We start from the raw sequence: 22,356 nt of genomic DNA, 5'->3' as shown, positions 1-22,356 counted from the left end.
TACGAATCTCCGGAACTTTCTTGTGATCCGTCAAAAGATGGGCGGCGAGGATTAAAAGCGGGTTCGCCGGGGTCCGGACGCACGGAAACAGCGGTGCCCCCGGCTGTCGCGCAGCCGGGGGCACCGCCGTGGAAGGGCGAGATGGTGCGCGGTGGTGCGAGGCGGTACGAGTGGACGCGGCCGGATCAGCCGCAGGGGCGGATGTAGTAGACCGGCGTCCACGACGCCGTGCCGGTGGCCTTCGCGGTGCTCGTCCACCGCTGGCTGCCGTCGGAGTTGTAGAAGCGCGCGACCGTGCCGCTGGTCTGGTTGTTGTTGAACGTGCCGTCCCCGATGCCGCTGAAGCTGTAATAGCCGCAGGTGTAGTACTCGTACCGGGTGCCGCGGCCGTCGATGATGCACAGATAGCCGTTGGCACAGGACGGCGCCGCCTGCGGCGCCGCGAGGTCGCGGGCCCCGCTCTGCCCCGGAGCCGCAAGCGTCGCGCTGCCCCCGTCGAACGCGATCCGGTTGGCCGACACCTGCCGCGCCCCCACCTGCCGCGCGAGCGCCGCGTCGACGTCCGCCTGAAGCCCCGCCGCCTGCTGCCCGGTCAGGCCGGCCTCGACCGCCTGCGCGGCGTACGCGGCCTGCCCGGCCGACGAGGGCGCCGACGCGGGTGCCGCCGAGGCGCTGGTGGTGACGACCGGAACCGCGACGAGCGCCACGGCCGCGGTCAGTGCCGCCAGAAGTTTGCGGAATGACATGGTTGTTCCCCCTGCTCTCTGCTGCCCGTTTCTCTTTCCCCAGCGCTCCGTTCGCGCTGCCCGCACCGGCGGGCCACTGGTCAATGGCTGGTCGTTCCGGGGTGCGGATCTCCATCGTGTCGGACGTGTTACATCCGGAAAAAGGAGGAATTCAGCCGCCACGAAAGAGTGAACCGCCCTCCCCTGCCACCCCGCCGGCCCCGGCCACCCCACCCGTTTCCACCCGTACGTGTCTGCGCCCATGCGAGGCGGCCCTACGGCACTGCTGGTTGCTCGGGCGAACAACTCCCTTGCGCGTGGCGTATTCCGGTCGGAAATTCGCCATTCGCGGATGAAGCGCGTGGGGGTACGGAATGATGCGGAGGAACACGTACACACACTTCTCACGGGGGCGAATGTGCTGGCCGAGTCGATGGTGGCGTTAGCGGCGGCCGGGGGCGGGGCGATTGTCCAGGCAGCCGGTACGGACGCGTGGACGGTCGTACGGGAGCGGATCGCGCGCCTGGTCGGGCGCGGCGATGCCGAACGGCAGCGGGCGGAGCTGACCCGGCTCGACCAGACCTCCGCCGACCTGACCGCGAGCGCCGGGCCGGAGGCCGAGGCGGACGCGGACGTGGACGCGGAGGCCGATGCCGAACACCGGCGGGTGCGCTGGGAAGGCGTGTGGCAGGCGCGCCTGGAACTCCTGCTGGAGGCGCTCGCGCAGGACGACCGGCGCCGCGCCGCGGCGGAGCTTCAGGCGGTGGTCGGTCTCGTACGGCCGGCCGCCCCCGCCGGGCCGGGGCGGACGACGGCCGGGGCCGGCGGTCTCGCGGCGGGCGGGGACGTGTCGGTGACGGCGGAGGACGGATCCGTGGCCGGAGGTGTCGTACGGGTGGAAGGGGGTGTCCATCTGGCGGCCCCTTTTCCGGAGGGACGGCGGCGGACGTAGTCCCCCCGAGGCCGCCGGGCGGCCGGCTGACCGTGGTCGCGCAGCACGGCGCGATGGCGGCGGGCCGGGTGGACATCGCCCAACTGGTCCTGGCGGCGGCGGAGCGCGGCGACGATCCGCCGGTCACCCTGGTGCCGCCGCTGGGCGAGCGCGATCCGTCGCGGCCCCTGCGCGGACGGGACGAGCTGATCGAGACCCTGCTGCCGCTGTGCCTGGGGCGCGGTGACGGCCTGCTGCATGTGCTGCACGGCATGAGCGGCTGCGGAAAGACCGCGATCGCACTGGAACTCGTCAGCCGGCTGAAGTCGCGCGCGGCCGGGGAGTCCCCGGTGGGTGGGGATTCCCCGGCGGCCGGGGATTCCTCGGCAGGCGGGCAGTCCCCGGCCGACGGGAAGTCCCCGCGCCGCGTCTGGTGGGTCGACGCCCGGCACGCCGACACGCTCACCGCCGGAATGCGGGCCGTGGCCCGGCACATGGGGCTGGGGACGGACGAGGTACGGGACCCGGTCGCCGTCGACGCCCTGTGGGAACGCCTCGACCGGGCCCCGCACGACTGGCTGCTCGTCGTCGACAACGCCGAGGACCTGTCGCTGCTGGACGGCCCCGGACGGCTCGTGGCCGGTACGGGGTGGCTCCGCCCGCACACCTGCCCCCGCGGACTGGTGGTGGTGACCACCCGGCACGGCATGGCGCGGCTCTGGGGCCCCTCCGCCGTGCTGCACGCGGTGGGACCGGTCGCGCCCGACCACGCCGCACGGATTCTGCTGGACCGCACGGGCGACCGCGCGGGCTCCCCGGCCGAGGCCCGCGCGCTGGCCGGGCGGCTGGGCGGGCTGCCGCTGGCGCTGACCGTCGCGGGCTCCTATCTCGCCGAGGTGAACGGCATGCCGGCGGTGTTCAGGGACGCGAACACACCGGCGGACTTCGCCTCGTACCGCCGCGCCCTCGACGGCGACGGCGCCGGCATCAACCCCGCGCGGGCCGCCGCCGGAGCCTGGCGGATGTCGGTGAACCTGCTGCACCACATCGGCCTGGTGTACGCCGGCCGGGTACTGAACACGCTGGCGACCTTTGCCGACGCGCCGATTCCGTACACACTCGTGCTACGGCCCTCCGCACTGTCCACGACCGTTCCGGCGTTCGCCGGCCTGGACGGTACGACGTTATGGCGCACCCTCGGCGAGCTGATCGCGTTGGGACTGGTGAACGTTCCTGAAGAATCCGTCGCGTGTGAAGGGCTGCCTTGCGTGAGACTGCATCCGCTCATCCGGGACATCGCCAGGGCCGGGACCGAGGACGGCACGGCCGTGGTCCTGATGGAACAGGCTCTGCACCTCGACGAAGTGCGCGTACCGCCCGAGGACCCGCGGTCGTGGCCCACCTGGCGGGCGCTGGCCCCGCACGCGCTCGATCTGCTGCGGCACGCAGGAGCGGGCGGGCTGGAGCTGGACGAGGGGCAGCAGACGGTCTGCGCGAACGCGGCGGAGCTGGCCGCGCGCTACCTCCAGTCGCAGGGGCTCTTCGGCCAGGCCCGGCGGGAGTTCGAACGGGTGCTGGCCGTCCGGGTGGAGCTGCTGGGCACCGACCATCCGGAGACCATCTCCACCATGCACAACCTCGCCACCGCGCTCCACGACATCGGTGACTGGAGCGGTGCGGAGGACCTCTACCGGCGCGTGTGGGAGTTCTGGCGCGGAGTCCGGGGCGAGACCCACCCCCACACGCTCACCGCCCGCCACGAGCTGGGCCGGCTCCTCCTCGACGAGGGCCGGACGGCCGAGGCGCAGGAACACCTGAGCGCGGTGTACGAGGCGCACGGCGCCGGCGCCGAGGAGGATCCGGGGGCGCTCGCGACCCGGCACGTACTGGCCAGGGTCCTTCAGGAGCGCGGTGAACTGGACCGGGCCCGCCAGGAGTACGAGGCGCTGACGGCGATCAACCTGCGGCTGCTGGGCGAGGCCGATCCCAAGACCGTCCAGGCGCGCCAGAACCATGCCTGCGTCCTGTACGAGCTGGGGCGCATGGCCGAGGCGCTCCCGGAGTGCCAGGACGTACTGGAAGCCCGGCGCGCCCTGTACGGCGCGAGCCATCCGCTGACGCTCGGCACGGCCCATCTGCTGGCGCTGGTGCTGTACGCGCTGGACCGGGTGGACGAGGCCGTGAGCCTGATGCGGGACGCGCGGGACCGCAGCCACCAACTGCTCGGCGCCGGGCATCCGGAGAGCCTGAGCCATGTCAGAACCCTGGAGCGCTGGAGCCGCGAGGAGGGTCACCAGGTCTGATCGGCCGGAGCGGTGGGGGCCGTCCGCGGCCCCGTCCTGTTCCGGACGGCCGCGGAGAGGGCGCGTACGGTCCTGACCGTATGGGTGGCCCCGGCCTCCCGCAGTATCCGGGCCTTGCGCGAGGTGGGAGCCACCCCGACGAACGGGATGCCGGCGGACTGCGCGGCCAGCGCGTCCGCGACCGACTCGCCGAAGAGCACGGCCCTGGACCGGGGGCTGCGCAGCGATCCGGCGGCCAGGGTGAGCCCGTGCGGATGGGGCTTCATCAGCCGTGGATCGCCGGGCCGGCCGAAGACCGCGATACGCGCGTTGATCCGCGGGTCGAGCCGCTCCAGGAACGCTTCGACGGCGGCCGAGGCGTGGTCGGTGACCACCGCCAGCCGCCAGCTGCCCTCCGTGAGTGTGTGCAGCAGCTGGCTGATACCGGGCAGCGGAGCCGCGTTTCGCGCCGCCTCCGTCTCATAGCCGGTGAGTACCCGGTCGAGATGGCGGATCTGGGCGGAGGTTCCCTGGCGGCCGAGGCTGCGCAGCATTCCCACGGGGTCGGAGGGCGTCTGGTACGCGAGCGGCAGATGCTGGGACAGGGCGGCCTGGATGAGCAGTTGGGAGACGGTCTCAAGGTTCTGTGCGAAGACCCGGCAGAGCAGTCCGTCGAAACTGAACAGCAGGGTGTCGGTCTCCGCGAACAGCTTTTCCAGATCGGAGCCGCGCATATGGCCGGCGAGTTTCGTCTCCCGCACCTGGAGGAAGGACTTGACCTCCGGATAACACGCGTCGTACCAGGGACGGTACGTGGCACAGTGCTTGGCGCCCTCCTCGGAGATGCGGAACTGAGGCACCTCTCCGCCGTCCGGGGCCCGGCGCACCGTCACCAGATGGGCCGGCATGGCGCGTAACTGTTCCGCCGTCGACTGGAGCTGTTCCGCGGGCAGCCACAGCTCCGCCGAACGCAGGGCGTGCAGCAGGGCCAGTACCCGCCAGAGCTCTCTGGGCAGCATGCAGCGGAAGAAGGCGTCCATGCGCTGGGGCAGCGCCGTGACGCGCCGTTCGATCCGCTGGGCCTCCTCCTGCGCCGCGGTGAATCCGATGGCCTGTTCGCCGAAGGAGGCGCCGAAGTCGGCGCTCGCGTTGAAGCCGGCCAGCCGGCGGCGCATCCCTCTGATCCGGACGAGTTCGTGGCCGACGACGCGTGCGACGGTCCCGGCCGGTCGGTGGTGCGCGGCGGCGAGTTGCCGTACTTCGAAGTCGTCCTGGCCCGGCAGGTCGAGGCAGCCCGGCCGTACGTAGTCGTCGATCAGGCGCAGGAAGGGCTCCCGGGCGCGGTGCAGCCGGGCGTGCAGACCGGGGGCCCTGCTCAGATGCCGCTCCAGCTCGGCGACGGAGATGCCGAGTACGGCCGCGACCCGGACCGGCAGTCCGAAGTGCTTGGCGGGGACGATCCCTTCGGTCTCCAGCCGCCGGTAGCTGCGGGGGGACATGCCGAGCCGGGTGCTGAGATCGCTGGCGCGCAGCCCCTTCGCCCTGCGCAGTTCGGCGAGCGTCCAGACGTTCTTGCTGCTGAGGTCCGACAGCTCCAGCGGGGCGATCCCCAGCGCGTGGGCCAGCGCGCTGATGCGCTCCGGGTCCGGACGGCCCCGGCCCTGCTCGTAGGCGTCGATCTGCGCGCTCGTCGTCCCCACCAGCCGCGCGAGTTGGGCCGTGGTGAGCCCGCTGCCCCCGTCCGCACGGATCCGGGCCGCGCGCAGCTTCCCGCCGTCGAACATGACGGCCAGCCCTCTTGCCATCACAACCTCCCCAAGCACGCTCGCCGCGAATTTTAGGGGCACTCCGTGAACGAGAGTGGGGGTGCAGTTTCCCTGGGGCGATGCTGCGATCGGCGGATTCTCCGGTTTAGAGGCAGGATCGCACGTTTGGCAGCCGGTCGAGGGCGGCACATTACTTGTCACACGGGAAGCGAACGCCCTGCTCGCAAATATTCAATTGCCAGCCCGGCGCCCACTCCTGTGTCGGTGGGCCCGCATCCCTGTGCCCGAACAAGACAACAGGGGATGCGGACCAATGGAAAGCGATCGTTTTGCCGCGATCCACGGGGAAGCTGGTTGGCGTCAAGCCGTTCGGAGGGGCAACTCCTTGGGCTTGTGATCGCCGACCTCCCTCTCTCGTGGGTCCGTTGAGGACGGTCTCATTCCCACCTCCTCCCCTGGTCGGTCCGGTGTTTGATCAGTAGTGATCGACCGGGGAGGCGGCTCCAGCGTACCTATCGAACTCGGGTACGCCGCGCCCCTTCTGCCACCTGCCACAGCGGTCCCTGGTCACCGGGCTGTGGTTTTCCGTGCGTTCATGGGGTCTCTTCGGTCAAAGTCGAGCGCGATCGATAATTCTTCGATCAAATCTGCGATTTATCTGCGGCAGTTCCCGGCGCCACGGCCTTTCCCGCCGCGATTCGATCCGGCCGGGTCCTGGCGGCCCGGCGGGGGGAGTGGCGGAATCGTTACCTTCTGCACTCAGGGGGCCGCGAGGCGGCGGAGAGGGGAACTGTTCATGAACCACGCCGAGTCCATCACGCTGGGCCGGGCCATGCGGCTCGTCGGTGAGCACGGCGACCGGCTCACGGCGGAGACGACCGAGGGGCAACTGCACGAGATCCGCGCGGACATCAAGCGCGCGCTGGCCCTGCTCGACGCGTCCGTGACCACCGTCAAGCCCACCACGCGCTGCCCGGAGCACCCCGCGGGTCCGGTCGACGAGAGCGCGCCGGACCTGTGCCTGCTCTGCGAGACCCGGCGCCGCTCCGCGCGGTACGGCCGGTTCGGGCAGGGGGGCGCGCCCGCGCCCGTACGGGCCGGGGACGGGCCGCCGTCGCGCGTCCGGTCCAGTTACGGCATCAGGGACGAGCGCCCGGGGCCGCAGGAGCGCTGGATTCCGGAGATGTGGAACGGGCGGCACTGGCAGCTGTGCGGCACACCCCGCCGCAGCCGGCGGGACGCCGAGTCGTACCTCACCGCCGAGCACGCGCGGCCCATGGGCGCGTCCGCGCACCGGCTCGTACACGCCTTCACCGAGCATGTTGTCGTACGGGTGTGGGGCGGGCCGGCCGCGGAATGACCGGTCCGATCCGGTCGGTCTTGAGCCGGGGCCGATGCTTATGCCGTCGCTACGTCGACCGCGCTAAGGTCCGTGAGCTGTGACAGTGGCCCTCCCTTCGGGAGGGCCGTGCACGCGCGTAGAAAAGCGCCCCCGGCAGGACTCGAACCTGCGGCCAAGTGCTTAGAAGGCACCTGCTCTATCCACTGAGCTACGGGGGCCGGTGTGTGTGGCGACCTCGGTGGCGCGGAGCGCGACGCTGGGCTCCGTGACCTTTGCCGGGTCAAGGATAGGGCTCCGATCACCCTGCCCCGGCTGCTTCGCGTGCGTGGCACGTTGTGGAGGTTCAGTGAAGCGAACCGATAGTCGCAGGTAGGTGCGGATTACGCATCGCTTTTCGCCTCGCGCGCCCCGGGTGTTGTGCACTCGTTATGCCTGCGCCCCACTCGTCCCGTCTGTCCCGAAGCGTGACCGGCGCGCAGAGAGGGCTATACGCTTCAAAAAGGCGCCAAAATTGGGCATTCTTCGCATGTGGTGACCTTGGATGTACGGCCCCAGCTGATCGACGCACTCTCCGCACTGCGCGACCGTGTCGCCGCCGTGCGTCTTCCCCTGCCGCTCGCGGGTGCGCCGCGGGCCCGGCAGACCCGGGCCGAACTGCTGGCGCAGCTGGACGACTATCTGCTGCCCCGGCTCCGCGACCCCGAGGCTCCGCTGCTCGTCGTGGTGGGCGGGTCCACCGGGGCCGGGAAGTCCACGCTGGTCAACTCCCTTGTGGGACGGCGGGTCAGTGAGGCGGGCGTGCTGCGCCCCACCACCCGCACCCCGGTGCTGGTCTGCCATCCCGACGACCACCACTGGTTCGCCGGGATGCGCGTCCTGCCGGACCTCACCCGCGTCTGGCTGCCGCACCAGGAGGACGACCGCGGCACGGGCGGCGACGGGACGGGCGACGACAGGGAGGGCCACGACGGGGCGGGCGGAGACGGGACGCCGCCGGAGCGGAACACCCTCCGGATCGAGACCGCCGCGACCCTGCCCCGGGGGCTCGCACTGCTCGACGCGCCCGACATCGACTCGCTCGTGGTGGACAACCGGCTGCTCGCCGCCGAGTTGATCTGCGCCGCGGACGTGTGGGTGATGGTCACGACCGCCTCGCGGTACGCGGACGCCGTGCCGTGGCATCTGCTCCGTACCGCCAAGGAGTACGACGCGTCCCTGGTGACCGTCCTCGATCGGGTGCCCCACCAGGTGCTCGACGAGGTCTCACGGCAGTACGCGGCGCTGCTGACCCGGGCCGGACTCGGCGACGTACCCCGGTTCACCATCCCGGAACTGCCCGAATCGGCGGGCGCCGGGCGCGGGCTGCTGCCCACCACCGCCATCGCGCCGCTGCTCGCCTGGCTCGCCCACCGGGTGCGGGATCCGGCGGCCCGTCAGCAGGCCCTGGTGCGTACGGCGGCGGGGGTGGTCGACTCGCTGAACGTACGGATGCCGGAGCTGGCCGGCGCGGTCGCCGCGCAGTACGCCGCCGCCGTACGGCTGACGGGAGCGGTGGAGGACGCGTACACGGCCGAGGGCGAGCGGGTACGCGGTCAGCTCCGGCGCGGCGCGGTACTCGCCGGGGACGCGCGGACCCGGTGGCGCGGCCATCCCCGGGACAGCTCGGCGCGCGAGCTGCTCGACTCGCTGGTGGAGAGCCTCGGCGCGCTGCTCCAGTGCGCGGTGGCCGCCGCCGACGAGCGGGTCGAGGAGGCGTGGCGGCGCGAACCGGCCGCCGGGGCGCTGCCCGTACCGGCTCAGGACGGGGAGGCGGCGGAACGGGTCGGGATGGCCGTACGCCGCTGGCGCCGCGTCCTGGAGGAGCTGGCCGAGGAGGAGGTACGGCAGCTCGAACGCGGCGCGGCGCCCGACGCCGAGACCGTGGCCGCGCTGCTGGCCGCCGCCCTGCTCGGCGGGCGGCGCGCGCGGGCGGCGGGCGAGCGGCTCGCGGAGCGGGTCGGGGCGCAGAGCGCGCTGCGGCTGCGCGACCGGGGCGGCGAGCTGGTGACGACGTACATCGACCGCGTCCTGCACGGGGAGCGCGACCGGCGCCTGGCTCCTCTGGACGCTCTCGAGGTGAGCCCGGAACCGCAGGCCGAGTTGATCGCGGCCCTGTCCCTGCTGCAGAAGGAGAGGTGACCGAGATGGCTGAATCGCCGACTGGGGCTGCTGAGGCGGCCGGAGTGGCCGGAGTGGTCGAAGTGTCCGAAGAGGTCAACGAGATCAAAGTGGTCAACGAGACCGAAGCGGCTGACATGGCTGACGTGGCTGACGTGGTGGTCGGGGCCAAGCGGTCCGGCGACGGCTGGGACGACGGCTTCATCGCCCGCCGCGCCACCGAAAGGTCCACCGGGAAAGCCACCGACAAGGCCGCGGAGAAGGCCGCTCTGGAGACCCTGGCCGCTCTGGAGGCCCTGGGGACGCCGACCGCCCCGGCGGCCCCGGAGGTCCCCGACGAGGAGAGCGGCGCGCACACGCCCATCGGCGGCGCGTACGGGGGCAGGCTGCGGATCCGGCTCGACGCGCTCGGCGAGCTGGTGGGGCTCTCCCGTACCCGGGTCGAGGGCGCCGTACTCGCCGAGGCGGGACGGGTGCTGGACGAGGCGTCCGCCCGGCAGCGGCTCTCCGCGCGCCACACCGTCGTCGCCATCGCGGGCGCGACGGGCAGCGGCAAATCGGCGCTGTTCAACGCCCTCGCCGAGGTGCCGATCTCGGAGACGGGCCTGCGCAGGCCCACCACCTCCGCCCCCATCGCCTGTATGTGGTCGGACGGCGCGGCCGGGCTGCTCGACCGGCTCGCGATCCCCGGGCGGCTGCGGCGCAGGCCGCTGGCCGGCGGCGACGGTGACGAGGAGCTGGCGGGGCTCGTCCTGGTGGACCTCCCCGACCACGATTCGGCCGTCGTCCGCCACCGCGAACAGGTGGACCGGGTGCTCGCGCTCGTGGACGCCGTCATCTGGGTCGTCGACCCCGAGAAGTACGCGGACGCCGCGCTGCACGAGCGCTATCTGCGCCCGCTCGCCGGCCACGCGGAGGTCACGTTCGTCGTCCTCAACCAGATCGACCGGCTGCCCGGCGACGCCGCCGACCTGGTGCTGGACGATCTGCGCCGGCTGCTGGACGACGACGGGATGGCCCTCGGCGAACACGGCGAGCCCGGCGCCACGGTCCTCGGGATCTCCGCGCTCACCGGCCAGGGCGTGGGCGAACTGCGCGAGCTGCTCGGCCGCTTCGTCCAGGGGCGCGACGCGGCGGCACGGCGCCTCTCGGCCGACGTGGACGCGGCGGCGCACCGGCTGCGGTCCGCGTACGTCGCCGAGGGGCGAGCGGGACTCGGCGAACGCGCGCGGGAACGGTTCGCCGACCGGCTGGCCTGGGCGGTCGGCGCGGTCGCCGCCGGTGAGGCGGCGGAGCGCGAGTGGCGCAGGAACGCCGGGCGCGCGTGCGGGACGCCGTGGCTGCGGCTGTGGCGCTGGTACGAGAGCAAGCGCGTCCCCGGCTGCGAGCCCCCGCGGCTCCCGGCCGTCGTCGAGGAGGAGCTGACGGCGCGCCAGCGCGTCGAGCAGGCCGTACGGACGGTGGTGGAGGAGGCGTCCGCCGGGCTGCCCGCGCCGTGGGCGCACTCCGTGCGCGAGGCCGCCGTGAAGGGCGCGGAGGGGCTGCCCGAGGCGCTCGACGAACTGGCGGTGGCTGCGGCGCCCAGCGGCCGGCCGCCGCGCCCGGCCTGGTGGCCCGCCGCCGTACTGGCGCAGGCGTCCATGACGCTCCTCCAGATCTTCGGCGCGCTGTGGCTGGTGGGCCAGATCGTGGGCGTACTGGAGCCGCTGCTGCTGCCGCCGGTGCTGGTGATGGTGGCGGGGATCGTGGGCGGTCCTTTCGTGGAGTGGGCCTGCGGGGCCGCCGCCCGGGGGCCCGCGCGGCGGTACGGGCAGGACGCCGAGCGCCGGCTGCGCGAGGCGGCGGCGGGCTGCGGACGGGCGCGCGTGCTGGACCCGATCTCGGCGGAGCTGATGCGCTACCGGGAGGTGCGCGAGCAGTACGCGACGGTGTCCCGCGCGATCGGGTGACGCGATCGGGTGACGCGATCGGATGAGCGGGATCGGGTGACGCGATCGGGTGAGCGGGATATTCACAACCGACGGGAAATCCACAGGCGTCGGCACATTCTTTCCGTCCGGGCCAGCATGGTCGGGGATCGGCCAATGCGGCCGGACGGGAGGCATGGAAATGAACGACACCATGGTGACGGTGGTGGGGAATGTCGCTACAGGGGTGGAATTCCGGCAGTCGGCCGCGGGCGGAGTGGCGCGTTTCCGATTCGCGGTGCCGGCACGTCGCTGGGACCGGCGCGGCGGCGGCTGGATCGACGGGCCGACGAGCTTCTACACGGTGTGGGCGCGGCGGACGCTGGGGGCGAATCTGGCGGCCTCGGTCGCGGTCGGCGAGCCGCTGGTGGTGCGGGGGCGGCTGCGGGTCAGGGAGGAGGAGAAGGACGGCCGGCGGTGGACCTCGGCGGAGATCGACGCGGTGGCGGCCGGACACGATCTGACCCGGGGGACGGCCGCGTTCAGACGGATGACCTGGAGAGTCCCGCCTCTGACGCAGGGTCACGGCAGGCCGACGCAGGGCCAGAAGGAGGTGCGGGCGGCGGTGGTGATCTCCGGGGGCGAGACCCTCGGTGAGGCACCCGGAACACCCCGTGACGCGGCCCCGACAGCCGTTCCCTGAGCGGGAGTTGTGGAGACTTGTCGATTTTCGTGGGCCGCCTGCATGGATGTGCGGGGTGATCGATAACGATTCCGATTCGGAACGGTTGTCAAGGCATACGGTCGGCGATCCGCGCTTCTTTCCGTCCATAGGATTCGCGAGTACTCACGGGGCACTTGAGTCTGCAGGCGAGGCACACCCCCCACGCGTCGCACGCGAGCGACCTCGCCCGAAGGGGAATTCTTTGTTTTCTTCGATACCCGCGTCATCCGTACGGAGGCGGGGCGCCGCCCGACTCGCTGCCGCGGTTCTTGTCCCGGGTCTGGTCGCGACGCTCTCGCTGGCCGGCGCCGGCTCCGCCACGGCCGACGAGGCTCCGGGGCATCAGGGGGGCGCCGCCGCGACCCTGGACGGACTGAAGACCTACGACACCGCGGTCCTGCACGTGAACGGCGAGGACCAGCGGCTGCCCGCGGGGCTGTTCGAGATGACCGTCGACGGCGGCGGCAGACTCAAGACGTACTGCATCGACATCCACAACCCGACCCAGGACCAGGCCAAGTACCTGGAGACCCCCTGGGACCAGACCTCGCTGGGTGCCAACAAGAACGCCGGGAAGATCCGCTGGATCCTGGAGCACTCCTACCCGCAGATCGACGACCTCGCGGCGCTGGCCAAGAGCGCGGGCAGCGGGCCGCTCACCGACAGGACGGCCGCGGCCGGCACCCAGGTGGCCATCTGGCGGTACTCGGACGGCGCGGACGTCGACGCGGGTGACGCGGCGGCCGAGAAGCTCGCCGACTGGCTGGAGAAGAGCGCCAAGGACTCCGCCGAGCCCAGGGCGTCGCTCACGCTGGAGCCCAGCGCGGTCTCCGGCAGGGCCGGCGAGCCGCTCGGACCCGTCACGGTCCGTACGGACGCCACGGGCGTCACGGTGACGCCGCCCGCCGACGCCGCCGCCAGCGGCATCAGGATCACCGACAAGGACGGCAACCCGGTCACCACCGCCGTCAACGGCACGGAGCTGTACTTCGACGTGCCGGAAGACAGCGCGGACGGCAGCGCCGCGCTCGGTGTGGAGGCGACCACCTCGGTGCCCGTCGGCCGCGCCTTCGCCGGCGTGACCAAGAGCCAGACACAGATCCTGGCCGGCTCCAGCGACTCGACCGTCTCCGCGACGGCGACCGCCAACTGGGCCAAGGAAGGCGCGATACCCGCCGTCACCGCCGAGCGGAACTGCGCCGAGGGCGGTGTCGACGTCACGGCGGCCAACCAGGGCGACGAGCCGTTCACCTTCGAACTCGCGGGCGCCGAATACACCGTCGCGCCGGGCGGGACCACCACCGTCACGGTCCCGGTCGTCGAGGACGAGGCGTACGCCCTCACCGTCACCGGCTCCGGCGGCTTCTCCCGTACCTTCACGGGCGTGCTGGACTGCCTGACCACCGGCGCCCCTGAGCCCGCGAACGAGCCCGAGACCAAGCAGGCGTCCTCACAGCCCCTCCCGGCCTCCATCGGCGGCTCCGCCGAGGGCGGCACGGCGGGCACGGCCGGCACGGGCACCGGCATCGTCACGGGCGCGGGCAGCACCGGCGGCGGTCTCACCGGCGACCTCGCCGAGACCGGCTCCTCCGGCGCCACCCCGGTCATCGCGGGCGTCGCGATCGCCCTCGTCGTCCTCGGCGGCGGCGCGGTCTTCCTCCTCCGCAAGAAGAAGGCGTCGACCGGAACAACGCCCGAGAGTGAGTGATCCATCGCACTGAGCGACGCGATGCAGGCGGGGCCCCCGGACGCGACAGCGCGCCGGGGGCCGTGCCGTTCCCACGCCGGACCGGCGGCGGCCGGGGGTGCCGTATCTGGTTTCCATTGGGGGGTGGACGTCAGGCAGGATGGGGTGTATCTGCCCTCACGCGGCGGAGCCGCACATTGGCCCTTCTCGATTGCCGGACGGTTTCTCTTGGCTGAGTACATCTACACGATGCGCAAGACGCGTAAGGCGCACGGCGACAAGGTCATCCTCGATGACGTGACGCAGAGCTTCTTGCCGGGCGCGAAGATCGGTGTGGTGGGACCCAACGGCGCGGGAAAGTCCACCATCCTGAAGATCATGGCCGGTCTGGAGCAGCCGTCCAACGGTGAGGCGTTCCTGTCCCCGGGCTACACCGTCGGCATGCTCCTCCAGGAGCCGGAGCTCGACGAGTCCAAGACCGTGCTGCAGAACGTCCAGGACGGCGCCGCCGAGATCATGGGCAAGCTCCACCGCTTCAACGAAGTGGCCGAGCTGATGGCGACCGACTACTCCGACGCGCTGCTGGACGAGATGGGCAAGCTCCAGGAGGAGCTGGACCACGCCAACGCGTGGGACCTCGACACCCAGCTCGAGCAGGCCATGGACGCGCTCGGCTGCCCGCCCGGCGACTGGCCCGTCACCAACCTGTCCGGTGGTGAGCGCCGCCGCGTCGCGCTCTGCAAGCTGCTCCTCGAAGCCCCCGACCTGCTGCTCCTCGACGAGCCCACCAACCACCTGGACGCCGAGTCCGTGCAGTGGCTGGAGCAGCACCTCGCCAAGTACCCCGGCACCATCGTCGCCGTCACCCACGACCGGTACTTCCTCGACAACGTCGCCGGGTGGATCTGCGAGGTCGACCGCGGCCGTCTGCACGGCTACGAGGGCAACTACTCCAAGTACCTGGAGACCAAGCAGGCCCGCCTCAAGGTCGAGGGCCAGAAGGACGCCAAGCGCGCCAAGCGGCTCAAGGACGAGCTGGAGTGGGTCCGCTCCAACGCGAAGGGGCGCCAGGCCAAGTCCAAGGCCAGGCTCGCCCGTTACGAGGAGATGGCCGCCGAGGCCGACAAGATGCGGAAGCTGGACTTCGAGGAGATCCAGATCCCGCCGGGTCCCCGGCTCGGCAGCATCGTGGTCGAGGTGGAGCACCTCTCCAAGGCGTTCGGCGAGAAGGTCCTCATCGACGACCTGTCGTTCTCCCTCCCGCGCAACGGCATCGTCGGGGTCATCGGCCCGAACGGCGCCGGCAAGACCACGCTGTTCAAGATGATCCAGGGCTTCGAGGAGCCGGACTCCGGCTCCATCAAGGTCGGCGACACCGTCAAGATCAGCTACGTCGACCAGGGCCGCGGCAACATCGACCCGAAGAAGTCGCTGTGGGCCGTCGTCTCCGACGAGCTGGACTACATCAACGTCGGCCACGTCGAGATGCCCTCGCGCGCCTACGTCTCCGCGTTCGGCTTCAAGGGCCCGGACCAGCAGAAGCCGGCCGGCGTCCTCTCCGGCGGTGAGCGCAACCGCCTCAACCTGGCGCTCACCCTCAAGCAGGGCGGCAACCTGCTGCTCCTCGACGAGCCCACCAACGACCTCGACGTCGAGACCCTGTCGTCGCTGGAGAACGCGCTCCTGGAGTTCCCGGGCGCGGCCGTGGTCGTCTCCCACGACCGGTGGTTCCTCGACCGCGTCGCCACGCACATCCTGGCGTACGAGGGCGAATCCAAGTGGTTCTGGTTCGAGGGCAACTACGAGTCCTACGAGAAGAACAAGATCGAGCGGCTCGGCGCCGACGCGGCCCGTCCGCACCGTGCCACCTACAAGAAGCTCACCCGGGGCTGAGGCGCAGCAGATGGCCCGTCATATCTACAGCTGCCCCCTGCGCTGGTCGGACATGGACGCCTTCGGGCATGTCAACAACGTGGTCTTCCTCACCTACCTGGAGGAGGCCCGGATCGACTTCATGTTCCGGCTGGCGCCGGGCGACGGCTCGCCGTCCTTCGCCGGCGGCTCCGTGGTCGCCCGGCACGAGATCGACTACAAGCGCCCGCTGCTCCACCGGCACGAGCCGGTGACCATCGAGTCCTGGGTGACGAAGATCAACGCCGCGTCGCTGACGATCGCGTACGAGGTCAAGGACCCGGAGACCGAGGACCGGGCCGCCCAGGTGTACGTCAAGGCCTCGACCGTCGTCGTCCCGTACGACCTGGCGGCCGGCCGGCCGCGGCGGATCACCGCGTACGAGAAGGCGCACCTCCAGCAGTTCCTGGACGACGGCAACGGCGACGGCGCCGCCGCCGGTGAAAAGGGTGCTCTCGCGGCATGACGGTGCCTGTGCGAAGACTGGAGTTCGCCGACGCGAGGGAGGCCGCTGACCTCGGCGCCTTCCTCGCCCGGCTGATCCACTACGACCGTGCCGCCGCCGTCCGCCTCCAGGCCGGTGGCGGCGGTGGCGGCGCGGTCGCCGTGTTCGGGCGGCCCGCGTCCTTCGAGGTGCTCGCCATCCGTACGGCCCGGCTCGCCGCGCCGTACGCGCCCGGGGTCCTCGACGTCACCGTCTCCGCCGGGGAACTCCTCGAATCCCTCGACGAGACCGCGGGCGCCGCGACCGTCCCCGGGGCCGTCACCGGGCCGCCCTGGGCCGGGGTGCTGCCACCGCGCGGCGGCTGGCGCCAGGTGCCGGGGCTGCCCGGCGAGACGGAGATCCGGCGCGCGCTGGCTCTGTCCGTCGCCGAATTCCGGGCCCGCGACGAGCGGTTGACGCCCGACACCAGAACCCGCGCGGAACGGGACCGCATCGGCCGGGAGATCTGGTCGCGGACCCTCGGCGACACCGGACTCCCGCTGCGCGCCGTGCACGCGGCCCAGTCACTGGGCTTCCTGCGGCCGGTACGGGCCACGGTGGCGGCCCCCGCCGGCCCGCCCGAGCAGCCGTGGGCGCTCTTCGCGTCCGGCGGCTGGCTGCGGCTGCGCACACCGTACGGCTCGATCGCGGTACGGCGCGCGGGGCTCGGCGCGCTCACCGTCACCCCGGCCTGAGCGCCGGGCCCGGGAGCTGAGCGCGCGAAGCGCCCCGGGCTGTCGTCAGCCCGCCGTGTTGACCATGGAGGCCGCGGCGTACGTCAGGTAGTCCCACAGCTGGGTCCGGTGCTCCTCGGACAGCCCGAGCTCGTCCACCGCCACCCGCATGTGCCCGAGCCACGCGTCGTGCGCCGCCCCGTCCACCGCGAACGGAGCGTGCCGCATCCGCAGCCGGGGGTGACCGCGGTTCTCGCTGTAGGTGCGCGGGCCGCCCCAGTACTGCATCAGGAAGAGCGCGAAGCGCTCCTCGGCCGGGCCCAGGTCGTCCTCGGGGTACATCGGCCGCAGCAGCGGGTCCTGCGCCACCCCCTGGTAGAAGCGGTGGACCAGGCGCCGGAAGGTCTCCTCGCCGCCGACCTGCTCGTAGAAGGTCTGCTCCTGAAGCGTGCCGCGCGGAATCTCGTTCACCCGTCCATGCTCTCAGACGGACCGGCGGAGGTCTCCGGTCCTAGGACCTCTCCCGGGTGTCCCGGGCAGCGGCCCGAGAGCTCGCCTCCGGGGCCGCTACCCGGGACAGTGGACATATGGGCGCACACCGGAATGATCCATACGGCTCCACAGGCTTCACAGGATCCGACGGCTCGGACGGCCCGGACGGTCCGGACGGCTCCGTCGCCGTCGAGGAGCGCGCCGCGCTGGTCGCGGAGATCGCGGCGACCGGCGCCCTCGACGATCCGGCCTGGCGGGCGGCGTTCGAGGAGGTGCCGCGCCATGTGTTCGTGCCGTACTACTTCGTCAGCCGCCCCGGCGGCTGGGAGCGGCTCTGGAGCGGCGACCCGGACCCCGCGCGGCGGGCGCGCTGGCTGCGCGGGGCGTACACGGACGGCCCGCTCGCGATCAGGGTGCGCGACGGCGAGCTGATCTCGTCCAGCAGCCAGCCCTCGCTGATGGCCGGCATGCTGGCGGCGCTGGACGTACGGGACGGGGACCGCGTCCTGGAGATCGGTGCCGGCAGCGGCTACAACGCGGCGCTGCTCGCCCACCGGCTCGGCGACGACCTGGTCACCACCGTCGAGCTTGACCCGGAGATCGCGGAGTCCGCCCGTACCCATCTGGCCACGGCCGGCTACCGGCCCGCCGTCGTCGCCGGTGACGGCGCGCGCGGCTGCCCCGAGCGCGCCCCCTTCGACCGGATCATCGCGACCTGCACCCTGCCGTCGGTGCCGGCGGGATGGCCGGCGCAGTGCCGACCGGGCGCCAGGATCCTCGCGCCGCTCGCCACCGGGCTGATCGCGCTGCGCGTCGGCGGCGACGATCAGGGGGAGGGGGGAGGCGGCGACGGAACGGGGGAGGGGCTCGTGCCGTACGCGGAAGGGCGCTTCCTGCACACCGCCGCCTACTTCGTACCGCTGCGGGGTGGGCCCGAGAGCGGCTTCGGCGCCCGGCCGCCCCTCGGCCGGATGCCCAGGGGCGCGAGCGGGAACGAACTCTTCCGCTTCCTGCTGACGCTGACCGCGGGCAGCCTGGAACCGCGCGAGGCCCTCGCCCTCTGGGAGCGCGAACGCCACCCGGAGCGCGAGCGGTTCGGCGTCACGGTCGCCGGGGACCGGCAGTGGGCATGGCTGGACGACCCGGCGGGACCGTACACCTGGCCGCTCAGTCCCGGCGGATGGTGATTGTCGTCCAGGCGCCGACATGCACCCGGTCGCCGTCCTTGAGCGGGATGGGGACGTAGGGCTGTATCGGGTCCTCGGCGCCGTTGAGCGTGGTGCCGTTGGTGGAGTTCTGGTCGACGACGGACCAGCTGCCGTCCGGCTGGCGCACCAGCACCGCGTGCTGGTGCGAGACGCCCGGGTCCTCCGGCGGCACGGAGAGGTCGATCTCCGGGGACTCGCCGGTGGAGTGCCGGCGGCGGCCGATGGCGACCTGGTTCCCGGAGAGCTGGAGGCGCTGCTCGGGCGAGTACGCGGGCAGATTCAGCCCGGTGGCCTCCGGTCCGCTGCGCTGCATCATCGCCATGAAGTAGTCGCGGTCGGGACCGATGACCGCCGTCCATGTCGCGGGCGCGGACGGCGCCGACGGCATCGGCGGCGGTGGCTGGTACTGCCGCATCGGCTCGGACTGCTGCGCACCCTGCGGCGAGCCCTGTTGGGACTGGTACGGCGGCGGCGCCTGGCCGGGGCCGGGCGGCGGCAGCATCCAGTCGTCGTCGCCCGTCCGCCGCGGCGGTGCCAGCGGCGCGGCCGACTGCTGCGGGAAGGACGGCGGCGGCGGACCGCTCTGCTGCTGGTACGGCGGCGGGCCCTGCCGCTCCGGGGGCGGCTCGGACGCCAGCGGCTCGGCGGGCCGGTTCAGCCGGGAGGGGCTCGAACTCTGGTACTCGAACGGATCCGGCGGCCGGGGCGGCTGCTGCGCCTGGAACCCGGGCGGCAGATTCAGCCCCGGAGGCGGCGCGGGCGGCCCACCGGCGCCGGGGCCACCGGGGCCGCCAGGTCCGCCGGGCATCGGGTGCTGGGGTGCCAGCGGCGTGTACGACGTCGCCGTGTTCGTGAGGAAGTTCCAGCGGCACTCCTCGCAGAACGGCGCCATCGACTCGCGCGGCGTACGGCACTGCGGGCAGAGCTGGGCCTGCATGGTGGCGCCAGGACCGCCACCGGGCCCGGCGCCAGGACCGGATCCGGCCCCGGGAGCCGGTCCGAACCCGGGCGTGGCCGGGTAGCCGTAACCGGACGCGGGCGGCGGGGGAGGCGGTGGCGGCACGGCGCCCGCGGGAGCGCCCTGGCCGGCCATGCGATGGCCGCAGACCTCGCACCAGTCTTCGGAACCCGACTGGTGTCCGTTCGGGCAGGTCGGCATGTCGGCGCTTCCCCCTCTCCTCGTCCGGCCCGCAGGCCGATGTTCTCTCGCGGCTGCCACAGCCGCTGTCGGGTGTACTTCTCGGTGGCTACTTCTTGACGCGAACGGTCTTGGTGGAACGCGTTTCGAGGGTCATCTCGTCCGCATCCGCGACTTTCGCCTTCAGTCGCACAGTACCGGTCGCCGCGTCGACCACGTCCACCACCTTCGAAAGCAATTTCGCGGTATCCGCGTTCCCCGACGAGGCCGCGAGCTGCACGGCGCGCCCCAGCTTCGCCGTCGCGCCGTCGAAATCACCCGACTTACGGGCATTCAGGCCCTCTTGGATGACCAGCGCCAGCTCCGCCTGGCCCGTGTAGTGCGCGACCTGGGGGTTGATGGAGGTGGACGCCGACAGGTCCTCCGTCCACACCGCGCGTACCAGTCCCTGGGACAGCACCTCCGGCGTGCCGCCGCCGGGCGCCGGCAGGATCAGCGAGATCCGCGCGGCGAGCATCTCCTGCCCGATGCCGGCCTCCGGGACCCGTACGCAGACGTGGTAGTCGCGGGACTCGTCCCCCCACGACCCGGTCGGATAGTCCCCGGCGCGCGGTCCCGCCTCCGTACGCCGGGGCGTCAGGTCCTCGACGGTGGGCGCGACCTGCTTGACGAAGGCGATCTCCACCCCGACCGGGGTCCACATCCGCAGCGCCACATCCGCGACCTCCTTGCCCATCGCGTTCGCCATCATGCGGGTGAAGTCCTCGGCCAGGCCCGCCGGATCGGCGACGATGTCGGCGGTGCCGAGCATCGCGGAGGCGATCCCGGTGACCTCCTTGACCTCCCAGTCCGTACCGACACCCCGGGCGTCACAGGTGAACCGGCCCGCGCAGGCGTCCAGCGCCGCCTTCAGATCGGCCGCCGACTCGTGCTCGTTGCGGCCGTCGGTGAGCAGGATCCCGTGCCGGATGGTGACATCGGCCGTGGCCAGCAGCCGGTCGGCCAGCCGCAGCCAGGTGCCGATCGCCGTGCCGCCGCCCGCGCTCAGCGCGCGCAGGGACTGCTTCGCCTGCTCCCTGGTCCGCGCGTCGGCGACCGCCAGCCGGCCACCGCCCGGGTAGACCTCCCGCGCCACATGCGTACCGTCGACGATCGCGAAGGAGACGCCGTCGCGCAGGGTGTCGACGGCGGCGGCCGTGGCGTCGCGCGCGTTGCGCATCTTCGTCGGCGGGTAGTCCATCGAGCCGGAACAGTCCACCATGATCACCACGGCCGCGTCGGCGCGCTGCCCGGGGACGGCCGACGGTCCGCCGGCGGTCGGCGCCAGGGGCACCCCGCCGGTGGTGCCGCCACCGGTGGAGGTGACCGTGACGATCGCGTTGACCTCGCGTCCGCCCTCGGGCAGATACGCGTTCTGGTACACGTCCACGGAGAACCGCGGCACGCTCGACTTGGAGAATTTCGCCATCTGTATCGGCTCCTTGACGCTCCGCGCGGCGGAGAAACGTAGCGGAAAATCAGCGGGACGGGCCATCGGCGGGCCGTACGGTGCTCACACCGTGACGCAGCCGGATCCTGCCCCTCGCGGCGGCAGCGCGAACGGGAGTACGGCCACCGTTACGTTGTCGTGGCCCCCTCCGTCGAGGGCGTGTCCGACCAGCACCTGAGCGGCGTGCAGCGGCCGGAGCGCGGCGTCGGCGGGCAGCGCGCGCGCCATCTCGTCCTCCCCCTCCGCGTAGTTCCACAGCCCGTCCGTGCAGACCACCACGCATCCGGGGCGGTCCGGCTTGAACGACGCGGTGTGCGGGTCCAGTTCGTACGCGTCCGCGCCGAGCCAGCCCGTGATGGCGTGGGCGCGCGCGTCCGCGTACGCCTCCGCCTCGTTCATCAGGCCGGCGGCGACCATCTGCGCGGCCCACGAGTCGTCCTCGGTGAGCCGGGCCGACTGGCACGCGCGGTCGTCCGGCACCCAGTACGCCCGGCTGTCGCCGATCCAGCCGATCACCAGCAGCCCGTTCGCCACGACCGCGCTGACGATCGTGCACGCCGGGGCGTTCTGGTGGTGGTGCGGATCGTGCTCAGGGGTGCCGGGGACCGCCTCGGCCAGGGAGTTGACCGACTCCGCGGCGGCGACGATCGCCTCGTGCATGGCCTGCTGGGGATGCGTACCGTGCTCCAGGGCGGCGAGCAGGCACTCGTTCGCCGCGGCGGCGGCGGCGGCCGACGCCTCGTCCGGGCGGGTCGCGGACGAGACACCGTCGCAGACCACCGCGACCACGGCGGGCGAGCCGTCCGGCAGCGCGGCGGTCGACACGGCGAACGCGTCCTCGTTGCGGTGGTGGCGCAGACCCCGGTCGCTGACCGCGGCCACCGCGCCGAGCTCCTGCTCGATGTGGTCGCGCTCGCGGGGCTGCGCGTGACCGCAGTTCTCGCAGTAGCCGTCCGTGTCGACCCGGCCGGCGCGGCAGGCGACACAGAGCTTGGTGCCGGCCGCGGGGGCCGGGTCGTGGACGGTGGTACGCGGATCGGCCGGTGCCGGTGCCGGTGCCGGTGCCGGTCCCGGTGACGGCGCTGGTGCCGCTGCCGACGCGGGTACGGGTGCGGGTGCCGGCGCGGGCAGCTCGAAGTCACCCGAAGGGGACGGGATCCGGGTGCCGTCCGAGTCCAGTCCCGGCACCTCGTCGGGCAGATGGACGGGTACGGGCGCGCCCGAGCCGTCCGCACCGGTGACCGCCGGCCACTCCACCCCGGCGGCGGGCGCCGTCGGCTCCGGGCTCGTCATGACCAGGGTGGGCTGGTCCCCGGGACGCGGCGCGGCGGTCGACAGGTCGTAGCCGCACACCCCGCAGAACCGGTCGCCGGATTCCAGCGGCTCCGTGCAGCCGGGGCAGGTCGGCGCCGCGGCCGACCGGTTCTTCTGGGACATCA

Annotated in this window: 17 protein-coding genes and 1 tRNA gene; 11 read left to right on the top strand and 7 right to left on the bottom strand. The window is 72.5% G+C overall.

All coding sequences use genetic code 11. The features are described 5' to 3' along the window. Nucleotides 1-185 precede the first annotated feature (185 nt). Nucleotides 186-746, bottom strand: coding sequence for a hypothetical protein (locus AB0389_RS07390; RefSeq protein WP_366394355.1), 561 nt, complete (start codon nucleotides 744-746; stop codon nucleotides 186-188). 331 nt (nucleotides 747-1,077) lie between these two features. Between AB0389_RS07390 and AB0389_RS07385 the strand changes: the two genes are divergently transcribed. Beyond that, nucleotides 1,078-1,677 (top strand): hypothetical protein, encoded by a 600-nt coding sequence (locus AB0389_RS07385; RefSeq protein ID WP_366394354.1) that lies wholly within the window; start codon nucleotides 1,078-1,080, stop codon nucleotides 1,675-1,677. Between the two features lie 32 nt (nucleotides 1,678-1,709). Next, on the top strand, nucleotides 1,710-3,959 hold the full coding sequence (locus AB0389_RS07380; protein WP_366394353.1) for a tetratricopeptide repeat protein: 2,250 nt from the start codon (nucleotides 1,710-1,712) through the stop codon (nucleotides 3,957-3,959). Here the strand turns inward: AB0389_RS07380 and AB0389_RS07375 are convergent. Beyond that, nucleotides 3,947-5,743, bottom strand: a complete 1,797-nt coding sequence (locus AB0389_RS07375; protein ID WP_366394352.1) for a helix-turn-helix domain-containing protein — start codon at nucleotides 5,741-5,743, stop codon at nucleotides 3,947-3,949. The genes AB0389_RS07380 and AB0389_RS07375 overlap by 13 nt on opposite strands. A 757-nt stretch (nucleotides 5,744-6,500) precedes the next feature. Here AB0389_RS07375 and AB0389_RS07370 point away from each other — a divergent pair. Beyond that, nucleotides 6,501-7,064 carry a hypothetical protein gene (locus AB0389_RS07370; protein WP_366394351.1) on the top strand — a complete coding sequence of 188 codons (564 nt, stop codon included), beginning with the start codon at nucleotides 6,501-6,503 and terminating at the stop codon, nucleotides 7,062-7,064. A gap of 127 nt (nucleotides 7,065-7,191) precedes the next feature. Here the strand turns inward: AB0389_RS07370 and AB0389_RS07365 are convergent. Further along, nucleotides 7,192-7,264, bottom strand: a tRNA-Arg gene (locus tag AB0389_RS07365). Between the two features lie 319 nt (nucleotides 7,265-7,583). Here AB0389_RS07365 and AB0389_RS07360 point away from each other — a divergent pair. The 7 genes from AB0389_RS07360 (at nucleotide 7,584) to AB0389_RS07330 (ending at nucleotide 16,611) form a co-directional block, all read left to right on the top strand. Continuing rightward, nucleotides 7,584-9,224 carry a GTPase domain-containing protein gene (locus AB0389_RS07360; RefSeq protein WP_366394505.1) on the top strand — a complete coding sequence of 547 codons (1,641 nt, stop codon included), beginning with the start codon at nucleotides 7,584-7,586 and terminating at the stop codon, nucleotides 9,222-9,224. 116 nt (nucleotides 9,225-9,340) lie between these two features. Beyond that, nucleotides 9,341-11,152, top strand: a complete 1,812-nt coding sequence (locus AB0389_RS07355; protein ID WP_366394504.1) for a YfjP family GTPase — start codon at nucleotides 9,341-9,343, stop codon at nucleotides 11,150-11,152. Nucleotides 11,153-11,312: 160 nt separating this feature from the next. Next, complete coding sequence (locus tag AB0389_RS07350) at nucleotides 11,313-11,813, top strand: single-stranded DNA-binding protein (RefSeq protein WP_366394350.1); 501 nt, start codon at nucleotides 11,313-11,315, stop codon at nucleotides 11,811-11,813. A 223-nt stretch (nucleotides 11,814-12,036) separates the two neighbouring features. Further along, nucleotides 12,037-13,542, top strand: coding sequence for a thioester domain-containing protein (locus AB0389_RS07345; RefSeq protein WP_366394349.1), 1,506 nt, complete (start codon nucleotides 12,037-12,039; stop codon nucleotides 13,540-13,542). A gap of 207 nt (nucleotides 13,543-13,749) precedes the next feature. Continuing rightward, nucleotides 13,750-15,414, top strand: coding sequence for an energy-dependent translational throttle protein EttA (gene ettA / locus AB0389_RS07340; RefSeq protein ID WP_366394348.1), 1,665 nt, complete (start codon nucleotides 13,750-13,752; stop codon nucleotides 15,412-15,414). Nucleotides 15,415-15,424: 10 nt separating this feature from the next. Continuing rightward, nucleotides 15,425-15,898, top strand: coding sequence for a thioesterase family protein (locus AB0389_RS07335; RefSeq protein ID WP_366394347.1), 474 nt, complete (start codon nucleotides 15,425-15,427; stop codon nucleotides 15,896-15,898). After that, nucleotides 15,895-16,611, top strand: a complete 717-nt coding sequence (locus AB0389_RS07330; RefSeq protein WP_366394346.1) for a hypothetical protein — start codon at nucleotides 15,895-15,897, stop codon at nucleotides 16,609-16,611. The genes AB0389_RS07335 and AB0389_RS07330 overlap by 4 nt, the downstream gene beginning before the upstream one ends. A 45-nt stretch (nucleotides 16,612-16,656) precedes the next feature. Here the strand turns inward: AB0389_RS07330 and AB0389_RS07325 are convergent, their stop codons facing one another. Next, nucleotides 16,657-17,061 (bottom strand): globin, encoded by a 405-nt coding sequence (locus tag AB0389_RS07325; RefSeq protein ID WP_366394345.1) that lies wholly within the window; start codon nucleotides 17,059-17,061, stop codon nucleotides 16,657-16,659. A gap of 116 nt (nucleotides 17,062-17,177) precedes the next feature. On the opposite strand from AB0389_RS07325, the gene AB0389_RS07320 reads away from it, so the two are divergent. Continuing rightward, a complete protein-coding gene (locus AB0389_RS07320) occupies nucleotides 17,178-18,269 on the top strand; it encodes a methyltransferase domain-containing protein (protein ID WP_366394344.1) in 1,092 nt (363 codons plus the stop codon). On the opposite strand, the gene AB0389_RS07315 is transcribed toward AB0389_RS07320, so the two are convergent. The 3 genes from AB0389_RS07315 to AB0389_RS07305 form a co-directional block, all read right to left on the bottom strand. After that, complete coding sequence (locus tag AB0389_RS07315) at nucleotides 18,250-19,449, bottom strand: FHA domain-containing protein (RefSeq protein WP_366394343.1); 1,200 nt, start codon at nucleotides 19,447-19,449, stop codon at nucleotides 18,250-18,252. The two genes, AB0389_RS07320 and AB0389_RS07315, sit on opposite strands and share 20 nt — an antisense overlap. 88 nt (nucleotides 19,450-19,537) lie before the next feature. Continuing rightward, entirely contained in the window at nucleotides 19,538-20,896 is a 1,359-nt protein-coding gene (locus tag AB0389_RS07310) for a VWA domain-containing protein (RefSeq protein ID WP_366394342.1), read from the bottom strand. 84 nt (nucleotides 20,897-20,980) lie between these two features. Continuing rightward, complete coding sequence (locus AB0389_RS07305) at nucleotides 20,981-22,354, bottom strand: PP2C family serine/threonine-protein phosphatase (protein ID WP_366394341.1); 1,374 nt, start codon at nucleotides 22,352-22,354, stop codon at nucleotides 20,981-20,983. Nucleotides 22,355-22,356 lie beyond the last annotated feature (2 nt).

It is taken from the genome of Streptomyces sp. NPDC093109 (assembly GCF_040701725.1).
Lineage (GTDB): Bacteria > Actinomycetota > Actinomycetes > Streptomycetales > Streptomycetaceae > Streptomyces.
This window is presented reverse-complemented; position numbering and strand designations above follow the sequence as displayed.